Below are 16,292 nucleotides of genomic sequence, written 5' to 3' on the forward strand. Positions count from 1 at the left end.
TGCGCATCCTCAGATATCCAGTGGCCGGATGAAGTTGGCGAAGGAATAGAGGCGGATATTGATGCGCCTCAGAAACTCAAAGCTTTTGCCCATGCCCGTGTAGATCGCCACCGCAGCATGGCCGCCCGCGGGGAAGGTGTGCCCCTCGGGCACTTCGACCGAGATTTGAACCGCGATGCGACCCGGCAGCTTTGGCAGTTCAAATCCGGGCAGGCGGCCTGAGGGCAGGTATTGGCCCTGACGTGTGGCCCACCAGACGGCTTCGACCTTGCCGGTCAGAATTTCTCCGGGATAGAGGTCCAGCGCAACTTCAACCGGTTGGCCGACTTCGACAAATTTCAGGTTCTGCTGGCGGAATGTGGCCAGAATATAGGGGCTTTCCTCGGTAACAAAACTGGCAATGGCACCCAGACGAATTTCCCCCACGACCATCCCTGGGCGGGCCTGTTGCGAGACGATCATGCCATTTTCAGGGGCATAGATCGTTGTGTTGTCCAGAAAATACTCGGCCTCGGCCAGCTGCGCCTCAGCCTCGATAACGCCGGTGTTCACGCCGTCGATCTGCGAATCCAGCGCAAGGTTGGCCTTTTCCAGATTGGCCTGAGCTTCTTTGATCTTCGCCTGATCTTCCGCGACCTGTTCGTTCCAGCGGTCAAGCTCATCCTGACGGGCACCCCCGGCAGGAACAAGGTTCTCGTATCGCGCTTGCTCGGTCAGCGCATAAGCCAGTTGCGCGTTTGCGCGTTCGACTGCTTCGCCAGCGGCGATGACGTCCTGTTCAAGAATCTTCGCGTTTTGTTGCGCCGCCACCAGCTGAGCATTCGCCTTGTCCACGGCCAGCGAAAATACCGTGTCGTCGAACTGGTACAGCGGTTCCCCCTTCGTGACCCAGGTGTTCGGCTCGACCAGAACCTCGGACAGGATTGTGGGCTGTGTCAGGCGTGGGACGATCTGGATGGTGGACCGCACGACGTGGCTGTCGACCGAGAAGGGCTGAAAAAACCGCAAGGCGACTAAAAAGATCAGCAGCAGATGCGCGCCGACCCAGAAGGAGACGATCCCCCACATGATGTTGAATTTCAGCCATTGCACCTTGAAGAAGATGAACCAGACAAAAATGATGTAGAAGAGTGTGATGCCAAGGGCGACGAACATGAGTGCTGAATTCCTTCGACCTTAACTTTGCTTTGTCTCGTCAGTATCCAACGGGTCCTGATATTCCGGTTTGACGGTACCGCCCAAACGCTTGATCTCATCCCGGATGGCTTTGCGTTCGTCGTCGGGACCTCGGCGCATATCGACGGTCACGCCATCGTGGAAGGCCCAGATGAAGGCATGAACCCAGGGGACGATAGCGAGAAACCCCATCCAACCCATGATTTTGACGGCCTCGGCATGTGGATGGTTGCGCTTGATCGCAATTCGACCGGGCAAGCCCATGATAAACAGAAACAATGCCATCACAGCTGCCAGCAGCAGGATCAGCGCGACAAATGTCAGATAATCATAGTAGCCAAGTGGCTGCCCCAAAAGTCCCATGCCCGTGCCTCCTGTTGGGAAGGTTGATCCATCCTCAGTCGTTGTTGCCCAGTTCGTCAATCAATTTGTAGCTGGTCGGAGGGTCAGCGCAAATCCCGGGGCCGCATTCGATCAGCGTCGAGACTGCATTCAGTGCGGCCAGTGCCAACAGCACGAAGAATGCGACCTTGGCCAAGTGGCTGCCCCCGAAACGATGCTGTGTGTTTGTGTCTTCGGCATATTGCCGGTCGAACATCAGCATGATTGCCGTGCCCAGTAGTACCAGAAAAAAGCAAATCGCCGCCCATGTGTAATAGTGCAGGCCCATAACGGGTGAGCCATAGTGACCTGTACCCGGAACAATATGCAGCAGAATCTGGCGTATCGAAACGCTGCCTCCGTACAGCGCGGCAAGCAGCATCAGGGCGTAGTGCTGTGCGCGGGCGCCGTATAGCAGATTCAGCCCAAGCCCGACGCCAACGGCGACAAATCCGACGCGCTGCAGCAGGCAAAGCGGGCAGGGCAGTTCATCAAGCGAGAACTGGTAGGCATAAGCCAGTACGAGCACGAGGCTGACGGCGAATGCGCCGAGGGCGTTCAGGGTGCGGGACAGATCAGGTGTCATTACAGCAAGCCCTCATAGCTGAATGGTAAGAACGCTGGTGGCATGAAACTTCAGCCAATAGACGCTCAACGCCAGCGTGATCAGGAACAAGGTGGTTCCGGCGCGGGTGCGGCCGAAATAATTCAATCCCATAGTGATGGTAAGTAACGAGAACAAAAGCGCGATCATGGTCCGAAGTTGCCTCTCTTCCAGGCCGGATACGTATGATCACAACTGTGTCAGGTGGATCGGATTCTGGCAAGCGGCGACAACTATAACGCGTGGTGATCCGAGGTGGAGCCTACGGGCATTCGACGATGCGCGTTTGCCACTCGACGCATTTCAAAGGCAAATCGCCCGGCAGTGATGTATCGGTATAGATCCTGTCGATATCCGCCAGTGAGGCGATGCGGGCCGGGGCGGTTCGCTGAAATTTCGAGCTGTCGGCGACAAGGCTGATCTGCCGGGCCTGCGCGATGATGGTCTGACTGACCAATACTTCCTGCAGATCGAAATCCATCAGGTCGCCGTCTTCATCCAATGCGGAGCAACCGATAATCGCGTGATCGAATTTGAAGTGCTGGATGGTCGAGACCGTCAGGTTACCGACCAGCCCGCTATCCGACCGGCGCAGAACTCCGCCCGCGACGACGATCTGACAGTCCGGGTTTTCGGCCAGAATATGGGCCACGTTCATATTGTTGGTCACGACCATGAGGTTCTTATGATGGAGCATCTGTCGCGCAACCGCCTCGGTCGAGGTGCCGATGTTCATGAATACCGAACTGCCTTCGGGTATGTCTGTTGCACATCGTTCCGCTATGCGGGTTTTGGCGTCATGGTTCAGGGCGCGCCGGTCTTCATAGCCGATATTGGATACGCCTGAACGCAGGACTGCCCCCCCATGAACCCGATCCAGCTTGCCGGCGTCGGAAAGCTCGGTCAGGTCGCGGCGTATGGTCTGGACCGTCACCTGAAACCGGTCGGCCAGCCCCTCGACAGTGACGCGACCTTCCTCCTTGGCCACTTCAAGAATATCCGATTGGCGAAATGACAGGGACATTGATGGGCTCCGTGCTTCGATGGTTCGATGGTTCGATGGTTCGATTTTGTTCTTTTCGGGTGGATGAGCAAGTGTATTTACGGATTGCTTCACATTATTTCTGCCGATTTAGCAAAAAGCGAACAAAATAGAAAAATAGTGTTGACGATGCGAAGGAGCGTGCGGCTAATGCGATCGAAACTAGCCGCATTGGGGAATCATTTGGATATGTCGTCGGACAGCAGTCGGGTAACCGATCTTTTTGTGATCGGTGGGGGCATCAATGGATGCGGTATCGCGCGGGATGCCGCAGGGCGGGGCCTGTCGGTCACGTTGGCGGAAATGAACGATCTGGCTTCGGCCACGTCTTCGGCATCGACAAAACTGTTCCACGGTGGGCTAAGATATCTGGAGTTCTTCGAATTCCGACTTGTGCGCGAAGCTTTGATTGAACGAGAGACGTTGCTGCGGGCCATGCCGCATATCAGTTGGCCGATGCGCTTCGTGCTGCCTTATCACACCGATATGCGTTTTGATTCTGAAACGCCGACCTCGCGCTTGTTACGCACAGTGATGCCGTGGATGCGCGGGCGCCGCCCGGCGTGGCTGATCCGGCTGGGTTTGTTTCTGTATGACAATCTTGGCGGCCGCAAAATACTGCCCGGAACCAGTTCGCTGGATCTGCGCTCGGCGCCCGAGGGTGCCCCGCTGCAGGACAAGTTTGAAACGGCCTATGAGTACTCCGATTGCTGGGTCGAGGATTCCCGGCTGGTGGTTTTGAACGCCCGCGATGCCGAGGCGCGGGGTGCGAAGATCATGGTCCGGAGCGAAGTTCTTTCAGCCGAACGGGTCGACGATCTGTGGCAGGTGACGATCCGGGACCGGGAGAGTGGCAAAACCGAGACCATCCGGGCAAAGATGCTTATCAATGCGGGTGGTCCCTGGGTCGGTGACATCATTCAGACCAAGATTCGTGTAAACTCGCGCGAAGGGGTTCGGTTGGTGCGGGGCAGTCATATCGTGACACCCAAGCTCTATGATCATGACAAGTGCTATTTCTTTCAGGGGGAAGATGGGCGCATCATCTTCGCGATCCCGTACGAGCAGGATTTCACCCTGATCGGAACCACGGATCAGGATCATCCGGATGCCTCCGAACTGCCGGTTTGCACTGAGGCCGAGCAGGATTATCTGTGCACCTTCGCCTCGAAATATTTCGCAAAACCGGTGACCCGCGCCGATATCGTCTGGACCTATTCCGGGGTCCGCCCGCTGTATGACGATGGCGCAAGCAGCGCCACGGCGGCCACGCGGGATTATACGCTGAAAGTCGATGCGGCAGGTGGCGCGCCGGTCCTGAATGTCTTTGGCGGCAAAATCACGACCTACAGGCGTCTCGCAGAAAGCGCGCTGGAGAAGGTCGGTGAGCATTTTCCAGATCTTGGCGGACCGTGGACCGCCGGTGTGCCGCTGCCCGGTGGAGATTTCCCTGTGGAGGGCACGCCGGGTTTAATCGCTCAATTGTCGTCGGATTATCCGTTTCTTACGCAGTTTTGGGCGCGGCGGCTGGTCCGTGCATACGGTACCGAAGTGTGGGACCTGCTGGGGTCGGCAAAAGATCAGACCGATTTGGGTGAGGATTTTGGCGCGACATTGACTGAGGCCGAACTGGTCTGGCTGATGGACAAGGAATTTGCGCGCACGGCTCAGGACGTCGTGTGGCGGCGCAATAAGCTGGGTTTACGATTAAGCTCCGAGCAAATTACCCGTATCGATGACTGGATGTCCAAACGGTTGAGCGACAACGGCGCGCGTCGGACGGCCTGACAAAACGAAACGCCCCGCAAAACTTGCGGGGCGTTTTTTTGTTTCAGCACAGGCCCTACGCGGTTTCTTCTGATGGGCCGGGATCGTTTTTGCTGCCCTTCACCCACTCACGCAGGCCCTGCATGACAGCGTAGAGGACCGGAACCAGAATAACCCCGAACAAGGTGGCGGCAAGCATACCGCCAAAGACTGCCACACCGATCGCTTTCTGGCTGGCCGCCCCGGCGCCATTCGCCGCCAGCAACGGAACCACGCCGAGCAGGAAGGACAGCGCGGTCATCATAACGGCACGGAAACGCTGATATGCGGCTTCGGCTGCGGCCTCTTTGATTGAAAGCCCCTTGGCCCGTTGTTCCATCGCGAACTCGACAATCAGAATCCCGTTCTTTGACGCAAGCCCGACCAGCATGATCATCCCGATCTGCGTGTAGAGGTTGATGTCGCTGCCCACGATCGCTACGGCCGCAACGGCACCGAACAGCGCTACAGTCACGGACATCAGGATTGAAACGGGCATCGTCCAGCTTTCGTATTGCCCGACAAGGAATAGGTACCCAAACAAAATCGCCAGCCCGAGGATCACGATCACAAGCCCACCCGAGGCCAATTGCTGCTGTGCCGTGCCCGTCCATTCAAAGGCATAGCCGGGGGGCAGGGCGGTGGCCGACTCTTCGGTCATGGCAGTGATGGCGTCACCGGTTGAGAGCCCTGGCGCGGGAACCGCTGTCACGGTGGCCGAGCGGAACAGGTTGTGTCGTTTCAACAGGACCGGACCCAACACGTTCTCGACGTCGATCAGCGTACCCAGGGGCACCATCTCGCCTTTGGTGGAGCGCACATAGAGGTCCGAGATATCCTCGACCTTGTTCCGGTACGAGCCTTCGGCCTGAATCATCACACGATAGACACGCCCGAACAGGTTGAAGTCATTCACGTAATACGAGCCAAGCTGCGCCTGCATGGTCTGGAAAATCTCGGCAACCGAGACCTGCAACGTCTTGGCCTTTTCCCGGTCCAGATCGACAAACAACTGCGGTACGTTTGCGCGGAAGGTAGTGTAGGCTTGCGCAATCTCGGGCCGCTGGTTCGCAGCATAGACATAGGACCCCACCGCAGAAGCCAGATCCTGTGGCGAGCCACCACCGGTCTGCTGCACCTCCATCTCAACACCGGCCGACATGCCGAGGCCCTGGATGGGGGGCGGGTTGAACGCGACGATTGACGCGGCAGATTCACCATAGGCAATTGCCAGAACTTTGTTCAGGATGGCGTCCGCGCTCAGGTCAGGTTCCTGCCGCTCGTCCCAGTTGTCGAGGTTTACGAAGATCGCCGCGCCATTTGTGGTGGTCCCGTTCAGAAGCGAGTAACCGTTCACCAGAACGGTACTGGCGACACCGGGTATCTGCTGAATCTGTTCATCGATCCGCGCGGTCACGGATTCCGTGCGCTCGAGCGTTGCGGCGTCAGGAAGCTGGACGTCGACAAACAGGTACCCGTTATCCTCAAGCGGGATAAAGCCTTTGGACGTGTTGCCCATAATGGTGCTGGTGCCGACGGCGAAAGCAGCGATAACCCCAAGCGAAACGACTGGCAGGATCAGCAGTTTTCGTACGATGGCAACGTAGCCACTACGCACGCCACCGATAAACCTCTCGAACACGGCCAGTAGCCCTTTGGGCGGCCCCGAGCGCGCCTGCAACACCAGCCCGCACAAGGCCGGAGACAAGGTCAGCGCGTTGATCGACGAGATCACAACAGCGGTTGAGATGGTCACCGCGAACTGCGAATACAATCGCCCGGAAATACCGGGCATGAAGGTGACAGGTACGAACACGGCCAACAGCACCAAGGTTGTCGCGATCACGGGGCCGGTGATCTGGCCCATCGCCTTGCGGGTTGCTTCGGCGGGGGGCAGGCCCTCATCCGCAATGATACGCTCGACGTTTTCCACCACAACGATGGCGTCATCCACAACGATACCGATGGCCAGCACCAGCGCAAACAGCGAGATCGTGTTCAGCGACATGCCGAAAGCCAGCAGGAAAGCAAAGGTCCCGATCAATGAGACCGGAATTGCCACCGCCGGAATGATTGTGGCCCGCCAGCTTCCAAGGAAGACGAATACAACCGTGATCACCAGTATGAATGTCAGGATGAGCGTCGATACCACGTCGTTGAGCGATTGTTCGACGAAGTCCGTCGTGTTGAAAGGGACCGCATATTCGACATCTGTCGGAAAAGCCCGGGACAGACGTTCAAGCTCGGCCTCAACACGTTCCGAGACCGCAAGAGCGTTCGCGCCGGGGGCCTGGTAGATGCCGATAACCGTCGCGGGAACGCTCTGGAAATATCCCGATGCCGAATAGAATTCAGCACCCAGTTCGACTCGTGCGATGTCTTTCACGCGCACAATGGCGCCAGCGTCGCCTGTGCGGATCACGATGTCCCCGAACTCTTTGGCGGATGTCAGGCGGCCCTTGGTCTTGATCGTATACTGAAAGGTTTGCCCTTCCGGTACGGGGGGCGACCCGATTGAGCCTGCGGACACTTCGATATTCTGCTCGCGGATCGCATCGATCACATCACCCGGTGAGATCGACAATGCGGCCATCTTGTCCGGGTCCATCCAGATACGCATTGCGTATTCCAGATTGGTCAGAACATCCGCCTTACCCACGCCTTGAACACGCGCCAGCGCGTCTTTCAGGTTGATCGAGGCGTAGTTCGAAAGAAACACGCTGTCATAGGTGCCGTTGGGAGATGTCAGCGTGACCAGCAACAGCATGTTGGTCGATGCCTTTTGGGTGACCACACCCGACGCGGTCACCTCGGCCGGCAGTGAAGCCATGGCCTGCGCGACGCGATTCTGAACGTTGACCGAGGCGATATCGGGATCGGTGCCCACCTCGAACGTCACGTTCAGCGAGTACGAACCGTTATCCGATGAGGTTGACGTCATGTAGATCATGTCGTCCACACCGTTGACCTGTGCCTCGATAGGGGCGGCGACGGTGTTCTCGACGGTTTCGGCATTCGCGCCGGTATAAGTGGCCGTGACGCTGACGACAGGCGGCGTGATATCGGGGAACTGCGCGACCGGCAGAACGAGATATCCGATCCCGCCCAGAATGGTCAGGACCAGCGAAATGACAAGCGCCAGCTTGGGCCGGCTGATGAACAGGGCTGAGAACATCAGTTATTCTCCGGCTGCTCTGAGGCAACGACTGCGTCAACAGCGACGCCGGGGCGAACACGTTGCAGACCTTCGACGATGACGCTTTCGCCTTCACGCAGGCCATCGGTCACGATAATGGCCGAATCCACGGTATCGCCGGTTGTGATATAGCGCTGTTCCACCATCTGCTGGTCATTGACGACCAGAACGAACTCTCCACGCTGGTCACGTTGCAATGCGGCCTGAGGGATCAACACCTGCAGCGTCGGTTCAAGCGCTTCGATCTGAACGTTCACAAAGGCGCCATCGACAAGCAGCCGTCTGGTGTTTTCGAATTGAGCCGTGATCGTGATCGCGCCGGTCAGCGGATCGATGCGGTTGTCGACAAAGATGATCTCACCGGTCTCATCAAGCTCGGTACCGTTCGGCAAGGTCACATGAACATTCGGGCTTTTGTTGCTTTCAGCCAGAGAGGCCGGATCTTCACCGAATTGTTCAAGAACCGAGGTGAACTGTTTCTCATTCAACGAGAAATTCACGTAAATAGGTGCTTCGCTGACCAATGTGACGAGCGGAGGATTAGTGGGGCCGACAACATCGCCAACGCTGATGGCCACGCGGCCGATCCGCCCCGAAAACGGAGCCTGGATCTGAGTGTAGCTAAGATCCAGTTCCGCCTGTTGGATCGCGGCGTTGGCCGCTTTCACCTCGGCCTCGGCGACCAGTTCGTTTGCGCGGGCTATGTCGCGTTCGGATTCCGGCGTGGCGTCACGTTTGTACAACTCTTCCTTCCGGGCCAGATCGACCTTGGCGAGCTCAAGGTTCGCCTCAGCCCGGTCCAGATCGGCTTTGCGGGCTTCAAGCGTGGCTTCATAGAGGTCCGGTTCGATCGTGAACAGCAGGTCATCTTTCTGGACGGGCGCGCCGTCTTCCACGTTCTGACTGTCCAAAAACCCACTGACCCGGGCAACAATGTCGACCTTGTCGATGGCCTCGGCGCGTCCGATGAAGCTGGCCTCATCCGTGATCTCTTCGGAATAAGCCGCCGCGATTGAGACTTTGGGCGCGGGTGCGTCTGCCTGATCCTGCGCCATCGTTGCCTGAGGCAGGCCGGTACATGCAAATAGAGCGAGATATATGCCTGCTGTCCTGAAATAGCCGCTGTGGCGGTTCGTTGGATTCTTAAATGCAAGGGACATGATGGCGCCTCGTTCAAAGTAAAGATTGCACATCGGGGCAACGGACATGCCCGGACGAGTCGATTGATTTTTGAAACAGGATGGCGGGTTTGACGCTTTTTCTCAAGCGTGTTGCGGCCTCAAACTCGGATAGGGCCTTCAGGAATTTCTTTCGGGACGGCAGACTTAGCCTGCAACCATGGGCTTTTGACCGTCTGCAGGTTTTCAGTTCGGCGCAACACGCCCGTCAAAAAAAATGAGCAGCGGCGACCTGAGCGGTCTCCGCTGCGGCATTCAAAGATGGAGATTTGTTGTTATTCGCGCGTTCCGGCAAACCGATTCTGCCAGTCTTCGCGCTGTTCATCCGTGACCTTGGCGAACAATACGTCGGGAACGGCAAAGTCCTGGCCAGCAGGCAAGGCCTGCAGCGCGGCCTCAACATCATCGGGCCAGCTGGTGTCCAGAGTGTTCATTGCGCTTAGCATCTTCGCCGAGGTGTCGGGAATGAACGGCGCGCTCAGGACCGCGTAGAGACGGATCAGGTTCAGACCAAGCCGCACCTGTGCAGCAGCCTGAGCCGGGTCTTCCTTGAAGGTCGACCACGGTGCAGCGGCCTGCAGATATTCGTTGCCGGCAACCCAGATTGCACGCAACTCCTGCGCGGATTTGCGCACCTCCATCGTCTCCATAAAGCCTTCGTAGGCGCGGATGCGGCGGGTCAGTTCCGCGATCAGCGCCTGTTCCCGATCACCATATTCTCCGTCACCAGGCACGGCCTCGCCGAACTTGGAGCGGCAGAATTTGGTGATGCGGCTGACAAAGTTGCCTAGCACATCTGCCAGATCTTTGTTCACCGATTGCTGGAAGTTCTCCCACGTGAACTCGCTGTCGCTGCTTTCGGGCGCATGGCTGAGCAGCCACCAGCGCCAGTAATCGGCGGGCAGGATGTCCAGCGCCTGATCCATGAAGACGCCTCGGCCTTGGCTGGTCGAGAACTGACCGCCGTCATAGTTCAGATAGTTGAACGACTTGAGGTGGTCGACCATCTTCCACGGCTCGCCCGATCCCAGAATGGTCGCCGGGAAGCTGAGCGTATGGAAAGGCACGTTGTCCTTGCCCATGAACTGAACGTATCGCACGTCATCGGCACCTTTGTCGGTGCGCCACCAACGCTCCCACTCAGCATCGGGTTTGCCGTTGGCATCGGCCCATTCCTTGGCGCAGGCAATATATTCAATGGGGGCATCGAACCAGACATAGAAGACTTTGCCTTCCATGCCCGACCAATCCTGATCGCCTTTCTTGACCGGGACACCCCAATCCAGATCGCGGGTGATGCCGCGATCCTGCAAGCCGTCGCCGTCATGCAACCACTTCTTGGCAATCGACGTGGTCAGGATCGGCCAGTCGGTTTTGCTGTCGATCCACGCATCCAGCTGATCCTTCATCGCAGACTGGCGCAGATACAGGTGCTTGGTCTCGCGCACCTCCAGATCGGTTGAGCCGGAAATGGCTGAGCGCGGCTCGATCAGGTCGGTCGGGTCCAGCTGCTTGGTGCAGTTCTCGCACTGATCGCCACGCGCGCGGTCATAGCCGCAATTGGGGCAGGTGCCTTCGATATAGCGGTCGGGCAGGAAGCGACCATCGGCGTTGGAATAGACTTGTTTCTCGCTGACCTCGCGGATCAGGCCGGCCTCATCCAGCTTGCCCGCGAAATGCTGGGTCAGCTTGCGGTTCTGCGCGCTGGACGAACGACCGAAGTGATCGAAGCTCAAACCGAAGCGTTTGGCGATATCGGCCTGAACCGCATACATATCTGCGCAGTATTCCGCGACGGGTTTTCCGGCTTTGGCCGCTGCCAGTTCCGCTGGCGTGCCATGTTCGTCGGTCGCGCAGAGAAACATGACCTCGTTGCCACGGCCCCGCAGATAGCGTGCGTAAAGATCGGCGGGCAGTTGTGAGCCGATCAGGTTGCCGAGGTGTTTGATCCCGTTGATATAAGGGATCGCCGAGGTAATGAGAATCCGAGCCATTTTGCGTTTCCACGTATCTAACTGCGCGCCCGTCTACATGATGTAGACGACCAGCAAAACCCCGGTTTCTTTTTCGAGGTCGCATAAATGCAGACGCAGGCCACCTGCGCGGGACCCCTGCGCCGTGTATTATGATCCTGTAAGCAATTTCAGGGGGGAATACATGGAGCATTCGTATTTCAGGCGTCTAGGTCAGGTATGCGCCCTCGTTTCCATGACCATATTTCTGTCGCCCTGTGACGCGCAGGCCGATCAGAACGATGCTTTGAGTGCGATCACTGAATTTGACAAGGCGATGCTGTCGATTTTCCGGCAGGGTCAAGATGCGTTGACTGCGCAGACCCGCCCCGTAATGGTGATCGCCCGTGATGTGACCGTCATGACCAAGACCGGAGATGCGTCCTATCCGAGAGACGCGCCAAGTTACCTGATCTTCAAATCCACCTCGCACGTTCTCTTGGGTATTATAGGTGCGGTTACTCCGTGGCCGGAAGATGCTGCAGAAAACGCGCGCTGGAAGGAGGATTTTGAGGCCATCTCAACGGCGATAGATACGTTGCTGGCATCCGTCGATCACCTGAATCTGCCGGAAGACGCAATTGCCAGACAAAGGCAGATGCTTGATACGGCGCGCTCTTTCATCCGCGATGCGATCAGTCGCGGGACCCTCACGCCAGAGGAGGTATCGAAGGCGATAAACGATATGCGACCGGTTTGGGCCGCAAATATGCGAGATGCCGCGCGTGCGGAGCTTGCCGCATTGCACAAGGCGGTTTCAGATGCCCGTGCTGCAATGAGCAAAGATGATTGGGACAAGATGTATGTCGTTCATCATGGTGGCTCGAACGTGACCGGGGTTAATGTTGTCGAGCTGTATCTTGAGCGGGTGATGCCGCAGAAAGTTGTAGCAGGTCAGGTTATGTTTGCTGAAAACGCGCATGGGAACAAAGCGATGGCCGATTACGTCGGATATGAGCTCATGCAGCGGCATGTTGGCGTATGGGCCTTCGGCGATCCCCGGCGGATGGAGGTCGATCTGCTTGGATACGAAGCGGGCTCTGTCCTGGACGAAATGATCCGGTCCTCTCCTCCTCTGGAATAACGGTTCTACTCTTCCCGCGACCGCTTCAACAGGCGTCCGATTGTGAAGGATGTACGGGGGGCGTAAACGTAGCTTGTGCGTTCCTGGGGAACCGGTCGAGACCGCATCCGGGCGAGGCCGAACACCATCAGCCCCAAATGACCGACTGCCACAAAGGCAAACAGGGCGCCTGGTCCGAACTGTTGAATCAGCGTCGATGAGATATAGGGCGAGGCGATGGCCCCGAGCGCGTACCAGAACATCAGTGCAGCTGAAAGCTCGACTCGCTGCTCGGTGGTGGCAAAGTCATTGGCGTGCGCTGAAGAGACCGAGAAGATCGGGAAGGTGGTCAGGCCGAAGAACCCGGCGGCCAGCATAACGCCCAGCGTTCCGGCACCGCTTGCCACCATGGTGATGCCACAACTCAGAATCGCCGCCGCCGACAGCCAGATCAGCACCCATCGGCGGTCGTATTTGTCTGCGAGCCATCCCAATGGATATTGCGCCAGTGCACCACCCAGTACGAACGAGGCCAGAAAGAACGCGATCTGATCCACGCCCAATCCGACCTCTTGCCCGTAAACCGGGCCCACCATTCGAAACGATGCCGAACTGAGCGCTGCCACGATGACGCCCGCCACGGCCAACGGCGAGCTCTGCCAGGCCAGTTTGGGACGCAAGCGCGGCGCGTCTGGTGTCTTTGGCTGGCTGGCTCGTGTCAGCGCCAGCGGCAAAATCGACGCACAGCACAGGATCGCGAGCAGGTTGTATGAAACATAGGAGGCAGGCGGCAGAACGGCGATGATCAGTTGGGCGCAGAGCGATGCGCCCATATCCGCGATGCGATACGTGCCCATGGCGCGCCCGCGGGTTTCGTTGGTGACTTTGGCGTTCAGCCACGCCTCGATCACCGTGTAACACCCGGCGACGCACGTGCCCGAAGCGATCCGAAGGGCCGCCCAGATATAAGGGTTCTCGGTCAGCGTATGCCCCAGCAAACCCATTGCCCCCAGAGCGGTACAAACCGCAAAGGCACGAGAGTGACCGACGCTGCCCATCAGACGCGGTGCCCACCAGCAACCAATGAAGAATCCAAGGAAATGCGACGACCCAAGCAGGCCGATTTGTTCCGTTGAAAACTCGAGCGTCAGGCCCGAGATCGCATCCAGCGGGCCTACGCCTCCCGTCGAGAGTTGCAGCAGAATGACGGAAAGAAATAGGGCGGCAAATGAAATGATCGTACGCATGATGTTTTCAGCTTGGCTTTGTCGGTGCAGATTGCGCGTGCCTATTCGACGCCCTTACGTCGTTTTTTGTCTTTCTGCAATTAAACTTGGCGGATGATCTCAGCACGGATGTTCAGGCCGACCATTTGCTGCACGAGATCAGAGTATCCCGACGCTCCGAATTCGTGCCGATTCAGTGCGCCGGTGAGTCTGACTGAAAGCGCGTCCAAGTCATCTGCGGTGCTTCCCCTTTTCCGATAGAGATTGGCCGTCAGGGTAACCGGGCGGGTGACGCCTCGCACGGACAAGTCTCCGGTCACGGTTGCGCCTTCCGAGATGCGGCCAGCGGACCCCAGCTGTATTTTGGTCGTCATGAACCGGATGGTGGGATATTGGGCGGCATTCAGTACACTTTTGCTTAGCATCGGACCGCGTGCAAAGGGCAGTTTTGTACGTGCCCCGGTCACATCCAGCACCACATCGACCCGGCTGTTTTGCAGGCGTTTGGTGTCGATCAGAATATTGGCCGATTTGATCGGCATTGTACCTGTCTGGGCTGTGCCGGACAAATTAAATGTAAAACCTACGGTACTGCGCGCGGGTGCGAGAACATATGGAGTTAGCGCAGCCTGTGCGGTATGGGCCAGCGGTAAAACTGAAAGGCCGGTAATCAGCGCGCGTCGTGTCAGGTAAGTCATGCCAGGGCCGCGTTGCCGCGCGACCTCGAACGTTTCATGAGCATCAGCAGGATAGCGATGTTCAGCCCGTTCCAGACTATGCCGTTGATGAAGGCCAATTGATAGCTACCGGTCACGTCGTAGATCCAACCTGACATCCATCCCCCCAAGGCCATGCCCAGAATGGTCATCATCATGACGAAGCCCACGCGCGCTCCGGCCTCTTGCGGGGGCATGTATTCGCGCACGACCAGGGCATAGCTGGGTACAATACCCCCTTGCGCCAGACCAAACAGCATACTGACAACGTATAGGGAAACCATGCCGTCGTAAGGCAGAAACAGAAACAGCGCGATACATTGCAGGACCGAACCGATCAGCAGGGTCGACAGCCCTCCCAGCTGGTCCGCGACCAGCCCCGAAATCACGCGGCTGACCACGCCCCCGAGCAGCATCAGTGACAGCATTTCGGCCCCGACGGCCGGCCCGTAGCCAAGACCGACGCAATAGGACACGATATGGACCTGCGGCATCGACATGGCCACGCAACATCCAATGCCTGCCAGCCCGAGGATGTATTGCAGGGCGCGGGGCGAAAACCCCACGCTTTGCGCCTTGATCTGTGCCGCAGCGGCGGCGGTACCATGTGCCTCGTCCGGAAGCTGACGACGCAGGAGCAGGGACAGGGGAATGACGGTGATCAGCGTTATGACGGCGAGGCTCAGATAGACCTGCTGCCATCCTTCACGCTGTAAAATCCCCGATAACAGGGTGGGCCAGATAGCGCCTGACAGGTAGTTACCACTGGCGACCAGCGCCACGGCGATCCCGCGCCTGCGCATGAACCAATGCGAGATGTCGGCAATCAGTGGGCCAAACCCGATCGACGTGCCCAAGCCCAGTAACAGATGTGCAACCGAGAGGAGGCCGATGTTCGGAGCAAGGGTCGCCAGCAAATAGCTTAACGCGCTTAACAGGGCAGCCCCGATTAACGCTTTTGTCACGCCCAGACGATCCACCAGCTTGCCAAGCCACATGTTGCCAAAGGCAAACCCGATCATGGTGAGCGTATAGGGCATCGACGCCGCAGCCCTTCCGGCGCCGAACTCGGTCTCGATGGCGGGCATCACCACGATCACGGCCCACATGCCGACATTGACCACGGTTGCGATGGCCAGTGTGATCAGCAAGCGAAGCCACGAGTATCTGCTGTCATGGATCGGATGTGTCATGCCGGCACGCTAGGGGGCAAGTTCGGTTTTGACCAGTCACAAGTTATGTGACCGTGGGTATGTCTTCGGTTTTGATCTGCTGCAACTGCAGGCCGGGCTGGTGGGCGGTCCGCGTCACGTGCCAACTGGCCGGGGGCAGGGCGCGGGCACGGCGTCGGGTCAGGCGCCAACTGCAGGCCGCATCCCGATAGGCCGGCGCCATATGCCAGCGCGTCTCGATCCCCTGTGCGCCGCCATCGTCAGGTGTCAACAGCAGTCCCAGCGGGGCTCGCCCCGATGTGCCACCCTGTTCGGCGGCCAGATGCATCCGCCGGACCGGGGTCAGACCCGGCGGGCCGGGCAGATCGCCGATAACCAGCGGGGCGGCTCCGCTGCGCAAGGCTTCTTCCATGCACCACAACAGGTCTTCGGGCTTATCGGGGCGAACCAGCAGAAACCGGGACGGGTCGGCGAAAGGCAACATGCCCTCGGGATTCAGCTGGGCCACCTCCCACGCCGGGGCAATCCACATCACCGGGTCCTGCATCTGCCCCGCCACCCACAGGGCAAAGCTGCGCCGGGCTGGGCCGCAGGCCTCGTGTACACGAGCCAGTTGCAGGCTGATCTGTGGGTGCAGGGCGACCCCGGGCGAGGTGCGCGCGGGTTTTCGGCCAAGAAGATGGGTCGACATGCTGCTCAAACTAGCATGTTCTTATTTTG

At 58.3% G+C, this 16,292-nt stretch carries 14 protein-coding genes; 2 read left to right on the forward strand and 12 right to left on the reverse strand.

Going from position 1 to position 16,292, the window contains the following annotated elements; translation table 11 throughout:
- Positions 1-9: 9 nt before the first annotated feature.
- The 5 genes from RA27_RS03695 to RA27_RS03710 form a co-directional block, all read right to left on the reverse strand.
- Positions 10-1,155, reverse strand: coding sequence for an efflux RND transporter periplasmic adaptor subunit (locus RA27_RS03695; RefSeq protein WP_039535088.1), 1,146 nt, complete (start codon positions 1,153-1,155; stop codon positions 10-12).
- A gap of 21 nt (positions 1,156-1,176) precedes the next feature.
- Positions 1,177-1,539, reverse strand: coding sequence for a DUF3302 domain-containing protein (locus tag RA27_RS03700; RefSeq protein WP_039535090.1), 363 nt, complete (start codon positions 1,537-1,539; stop codon positions 1,177-1,179).
- Positions 1,540-1,573: 34 nt separating this feature from the next.
- Positions 1,574-2,143 (reverse strand): disulfide bond formation protein B, encoded by a 570-nt coding sequence (locus RA27_RS03705; RefSeq protein ID WP_039535092.1) that lies wholly within the window; start codon positions 2,141-2,143, stop codon positions 1,574-1,576.
- Positions 2,144-2,155: 12 nt separating this feature from the next.
- Positions 2,156-2,311 (reverse strand): DUF5993 family protein, encoded by a 156-nt coding sequence (locus RA27_RS24325; protein ID WP_193746461.1) that lies wholly within the window; start codon positions 2,309-2,311, stop codon positions 2,156-2,158.
- A gap of 112 nt (positions 2,312-2,423) precedes the next feature.
- Positions 2,424-3,185 (reverse strand): DeoR/GlpR family DNA-binding transcription regulator, encoded by a 762-nt coding sequence (locus RA27_RS03710; protein WP_039535094.1) that lies wholly within the window; start codon positions 3,183-3,185, stop codon positions 2,424-2,426.
- A 207-nt stretch (positions 3,186-3,392) separates the two neighbouring features.
- On the opposite strand from RA27_RS03710, the gene glpD reads away from it, so the two are divergent.
- Positions 3,393-4,991, forward strand: a complete 1,599-nt coding sequence (gene glpD, locus RA27_RS03715) for a glycerol-3-phosphate dehydrogenase (RefSeq protein ID WP_039536924.1) — start codon at positions 3,393-3,395, stop codon at positions 4,989-4,991.
- Between the two features lie 55 nt (positions 4,992-5,046).
- Here the strand turns inward: glpD and RA27_RS03720 are convergent, their stop codons facing one another.
- From RA27_RS03720 to metG, 3 genes are all read right to left on the reverse strand, one after another.
- Positions 5,047-8,184 (reverse strand): multidrug efflux RND transporter permease subunit, encoded by a 3,138-nt coding sequence (locus RA27_RS03720; protein WP_039535096.1) that lies wholly within the window; start codon positions 8,182-8,184, stop codon positions 5,047-5,049.
- Positions 8,184-9,365: an efflux RND transporter periplasmic adaptor subunit gene (locus tag RA27_RS03725; protein ID WP_039536927.1), complete on the reverse strand. Its 1,182-nt coding sequence runs from the start codon at positions 9,363-9,365 to the stop codon at positions 8,184-8,186. Before RA27_RS03725 ends, RA27_RS03720 begins: the two co-directional genes overlap by 1 nt.
- A 293-nt stretch (positions 9,366-9,658) precedes the next feature.
- Positions 9,659-11,377 (reverse strand): methionine--tRNA ligase, encoded by a 1,719-nt coding sequence (metG, locus tag RA27_RS03730; RefSeq protein ID WP_039535098.1) that lies wholly within the window; start codon positions 11,375-11,377, stop codon positions 9,659-9,661.
- 214 nt (positions 11,378-11,591) lie between these two features.
- Between metG and RA27_RS03735 the strand changes: the two genes are divergently transcribed.
- Positions 11,592-12,479 (forward strand): hypothetical protein, encoded by an 888-nt coding sequence (locus RA27_RS03735; RefSeq protein WP_039535100.1) that lies wholly within the window; start codon positions 11,592-11,594, stop codon positions 12,477-12,479.
- A 5-nt stretch (positions 12,480-12,484) separates the two neighbouring features.
- On the opposite strand, the gene RA27_RS03740 is transcribed toward RA27_RS03735, so the two are convergent.
- The 4 genes from RA27_RS03740 to RA27_RS03755 form a co-directional block, all read right to left on the reverse strand.
- The gene (locus RA27_RS03740; RefSeq protein ID WP_039535102.1) at positions 12,485-13,705 is read right to left on the reverse strand and encodes an MFS transporter; all 1,221 of its coding nucleotides are present in this window, start codon (positions 13,703-13,705) and stop codon (positions 12,485-12,487) included.
- An 80-nt stretch (positions 13,706-13,785) separates the two neighbouring features.
- Positions 13,786-14,382, reverse strand: a complete 597-nt coding sequence (locus RA27_RS03745) for a YceI family protein (RefSeq protein ID WP_039535104.1) — start codon at positions 14,380-14,382, stop codon at positions 13,786-13,788.
- A complete protein-coding gene (locus RA27_RS03750) occupies positions 14,379-15,593 on the reverse strand; it encodes an MFS transporter (protein WP_039535106.1) in 1,215 nt (404 codons plus the stop codon). The genes RA27_RS03745 and RA27_RS03750 overlap by 4 nt, the downstream gene beginning before the upstream one ends.
- Positions 15,594-15,636: 43 nt before the next feature.
- Positions 15,637-16,263, reverse strand: coding sequence for a hypothetical protein (locus RA27_RS03755; protein WP_039535108.1), 627 nt, complete (start codon positions 16,261-16,263; stop codon positions 15,637-15,639).
- Positions 16,264-16,292: the final 29 nt, after the last annotated feature.

This window comes from Ruegeria sp. ANG-R (genome assembly GCF_000813985.1).
In the GTDB taxonomy this organism is placed as follows: domain Bacteria; phylum Pseudomonadota; class Alphaproteobacteria; order Rhodobacterales; family Rhodobacteraceae; genus Ruegeria.

Coding starts and splice junctions, on each gene's coding strand:
- RA27_RS03695 (WP_039535088.1), bottom strand. CDS start 1,155: ATGTTCGTCGCCCTTGGCATCACACTCTTCTACATCATTTTTGTCTGG.
- RA27_RS03700 (WP_039535090.1), bottom strand. CDS start 1,539: ATGGGACTTTTGGGGCAGCCACTTGGCTACTATGATTATCTGACATTT.
- RA27_RS03705 (WP_039535092.1), bottom strand. CDS start 2,143: ATGACACCTGATCTGTCCCGCACCCTGAACGCCCTCGGCGCATTCGCC.
- RA27_RS24325 (WP_193746461.1), bottom strand. CDS start 2,311: ATGATCGCGCTTTTGTTCTCGTTACTTACCATCACTATGGGATTGAAT.
- RA27_RS03710 (WP_039535094.1), bottom strand. CDS start 3,185: ATGTCCCTGTCATTTCGCCAATCGGATATTCTTGAAGTGGCCAAGGAG.
- glpD (WP_039536924.1), top strand. CDS start 3,393: ATGTCGTCGGACAGCAGTCGGGTAACCGATCTTTTTGTGATCGGTGGG.
- RA27_RS03720 (WP_039535096.1), bottom strand. CDS start 8,184: ATGTTCTCAGCCCTGTTCATCAGCCGGCCCAAGCTGGCGCTTGTCATT.
- RA27_RS03725 (WP_039536927.1), bottom strand. CDS start 9,365: ATGTCCCTTGCATTTAAGAATCCAACGAACCGCCACAGCGGCTATTTC.
- metG (WP_039535098.1), bottom strand. CDS start 11,377: ATGGCTCGGATTCTCATTACCTCGGCGATCCCTTATATCAACGGGATC.
- RA27_RS03735 (WP_039535100.1), top strand. CDS start 11,592: ATGACCATATTTCTGTCGCCCTGTGACGCGCAGGCCGATCAGAACGAT.
- RA27_RS03740 (WP_039535102.1), bottom strand. CDS start 13,705: ATGCGTACGATCATTTCATTTGCCGCCCTATTTCTTTCCGTCATTCTG.
- RA27_RS03745 (WP_039535104.1), bottom strand. CDS start 14,382: ATGACTTACCTGACACGACGCGCGCTGATTACCGGCCTTTCAGTTTTA.
- RA27_RS03750 (WP_039535106.1), bottom strand. CDS start 15,593: ATGACACATCCGATCCATGACAGCAGATACTCGTGGCTTCGCTTGCTG.
- RA27_RS03755 (WP_039535108.1), bottom strand. CDS start 16,263: ATGTCGACCCATCTTCTTGGCCGAAAACCCGCGCGCACCTCGCCCGGG.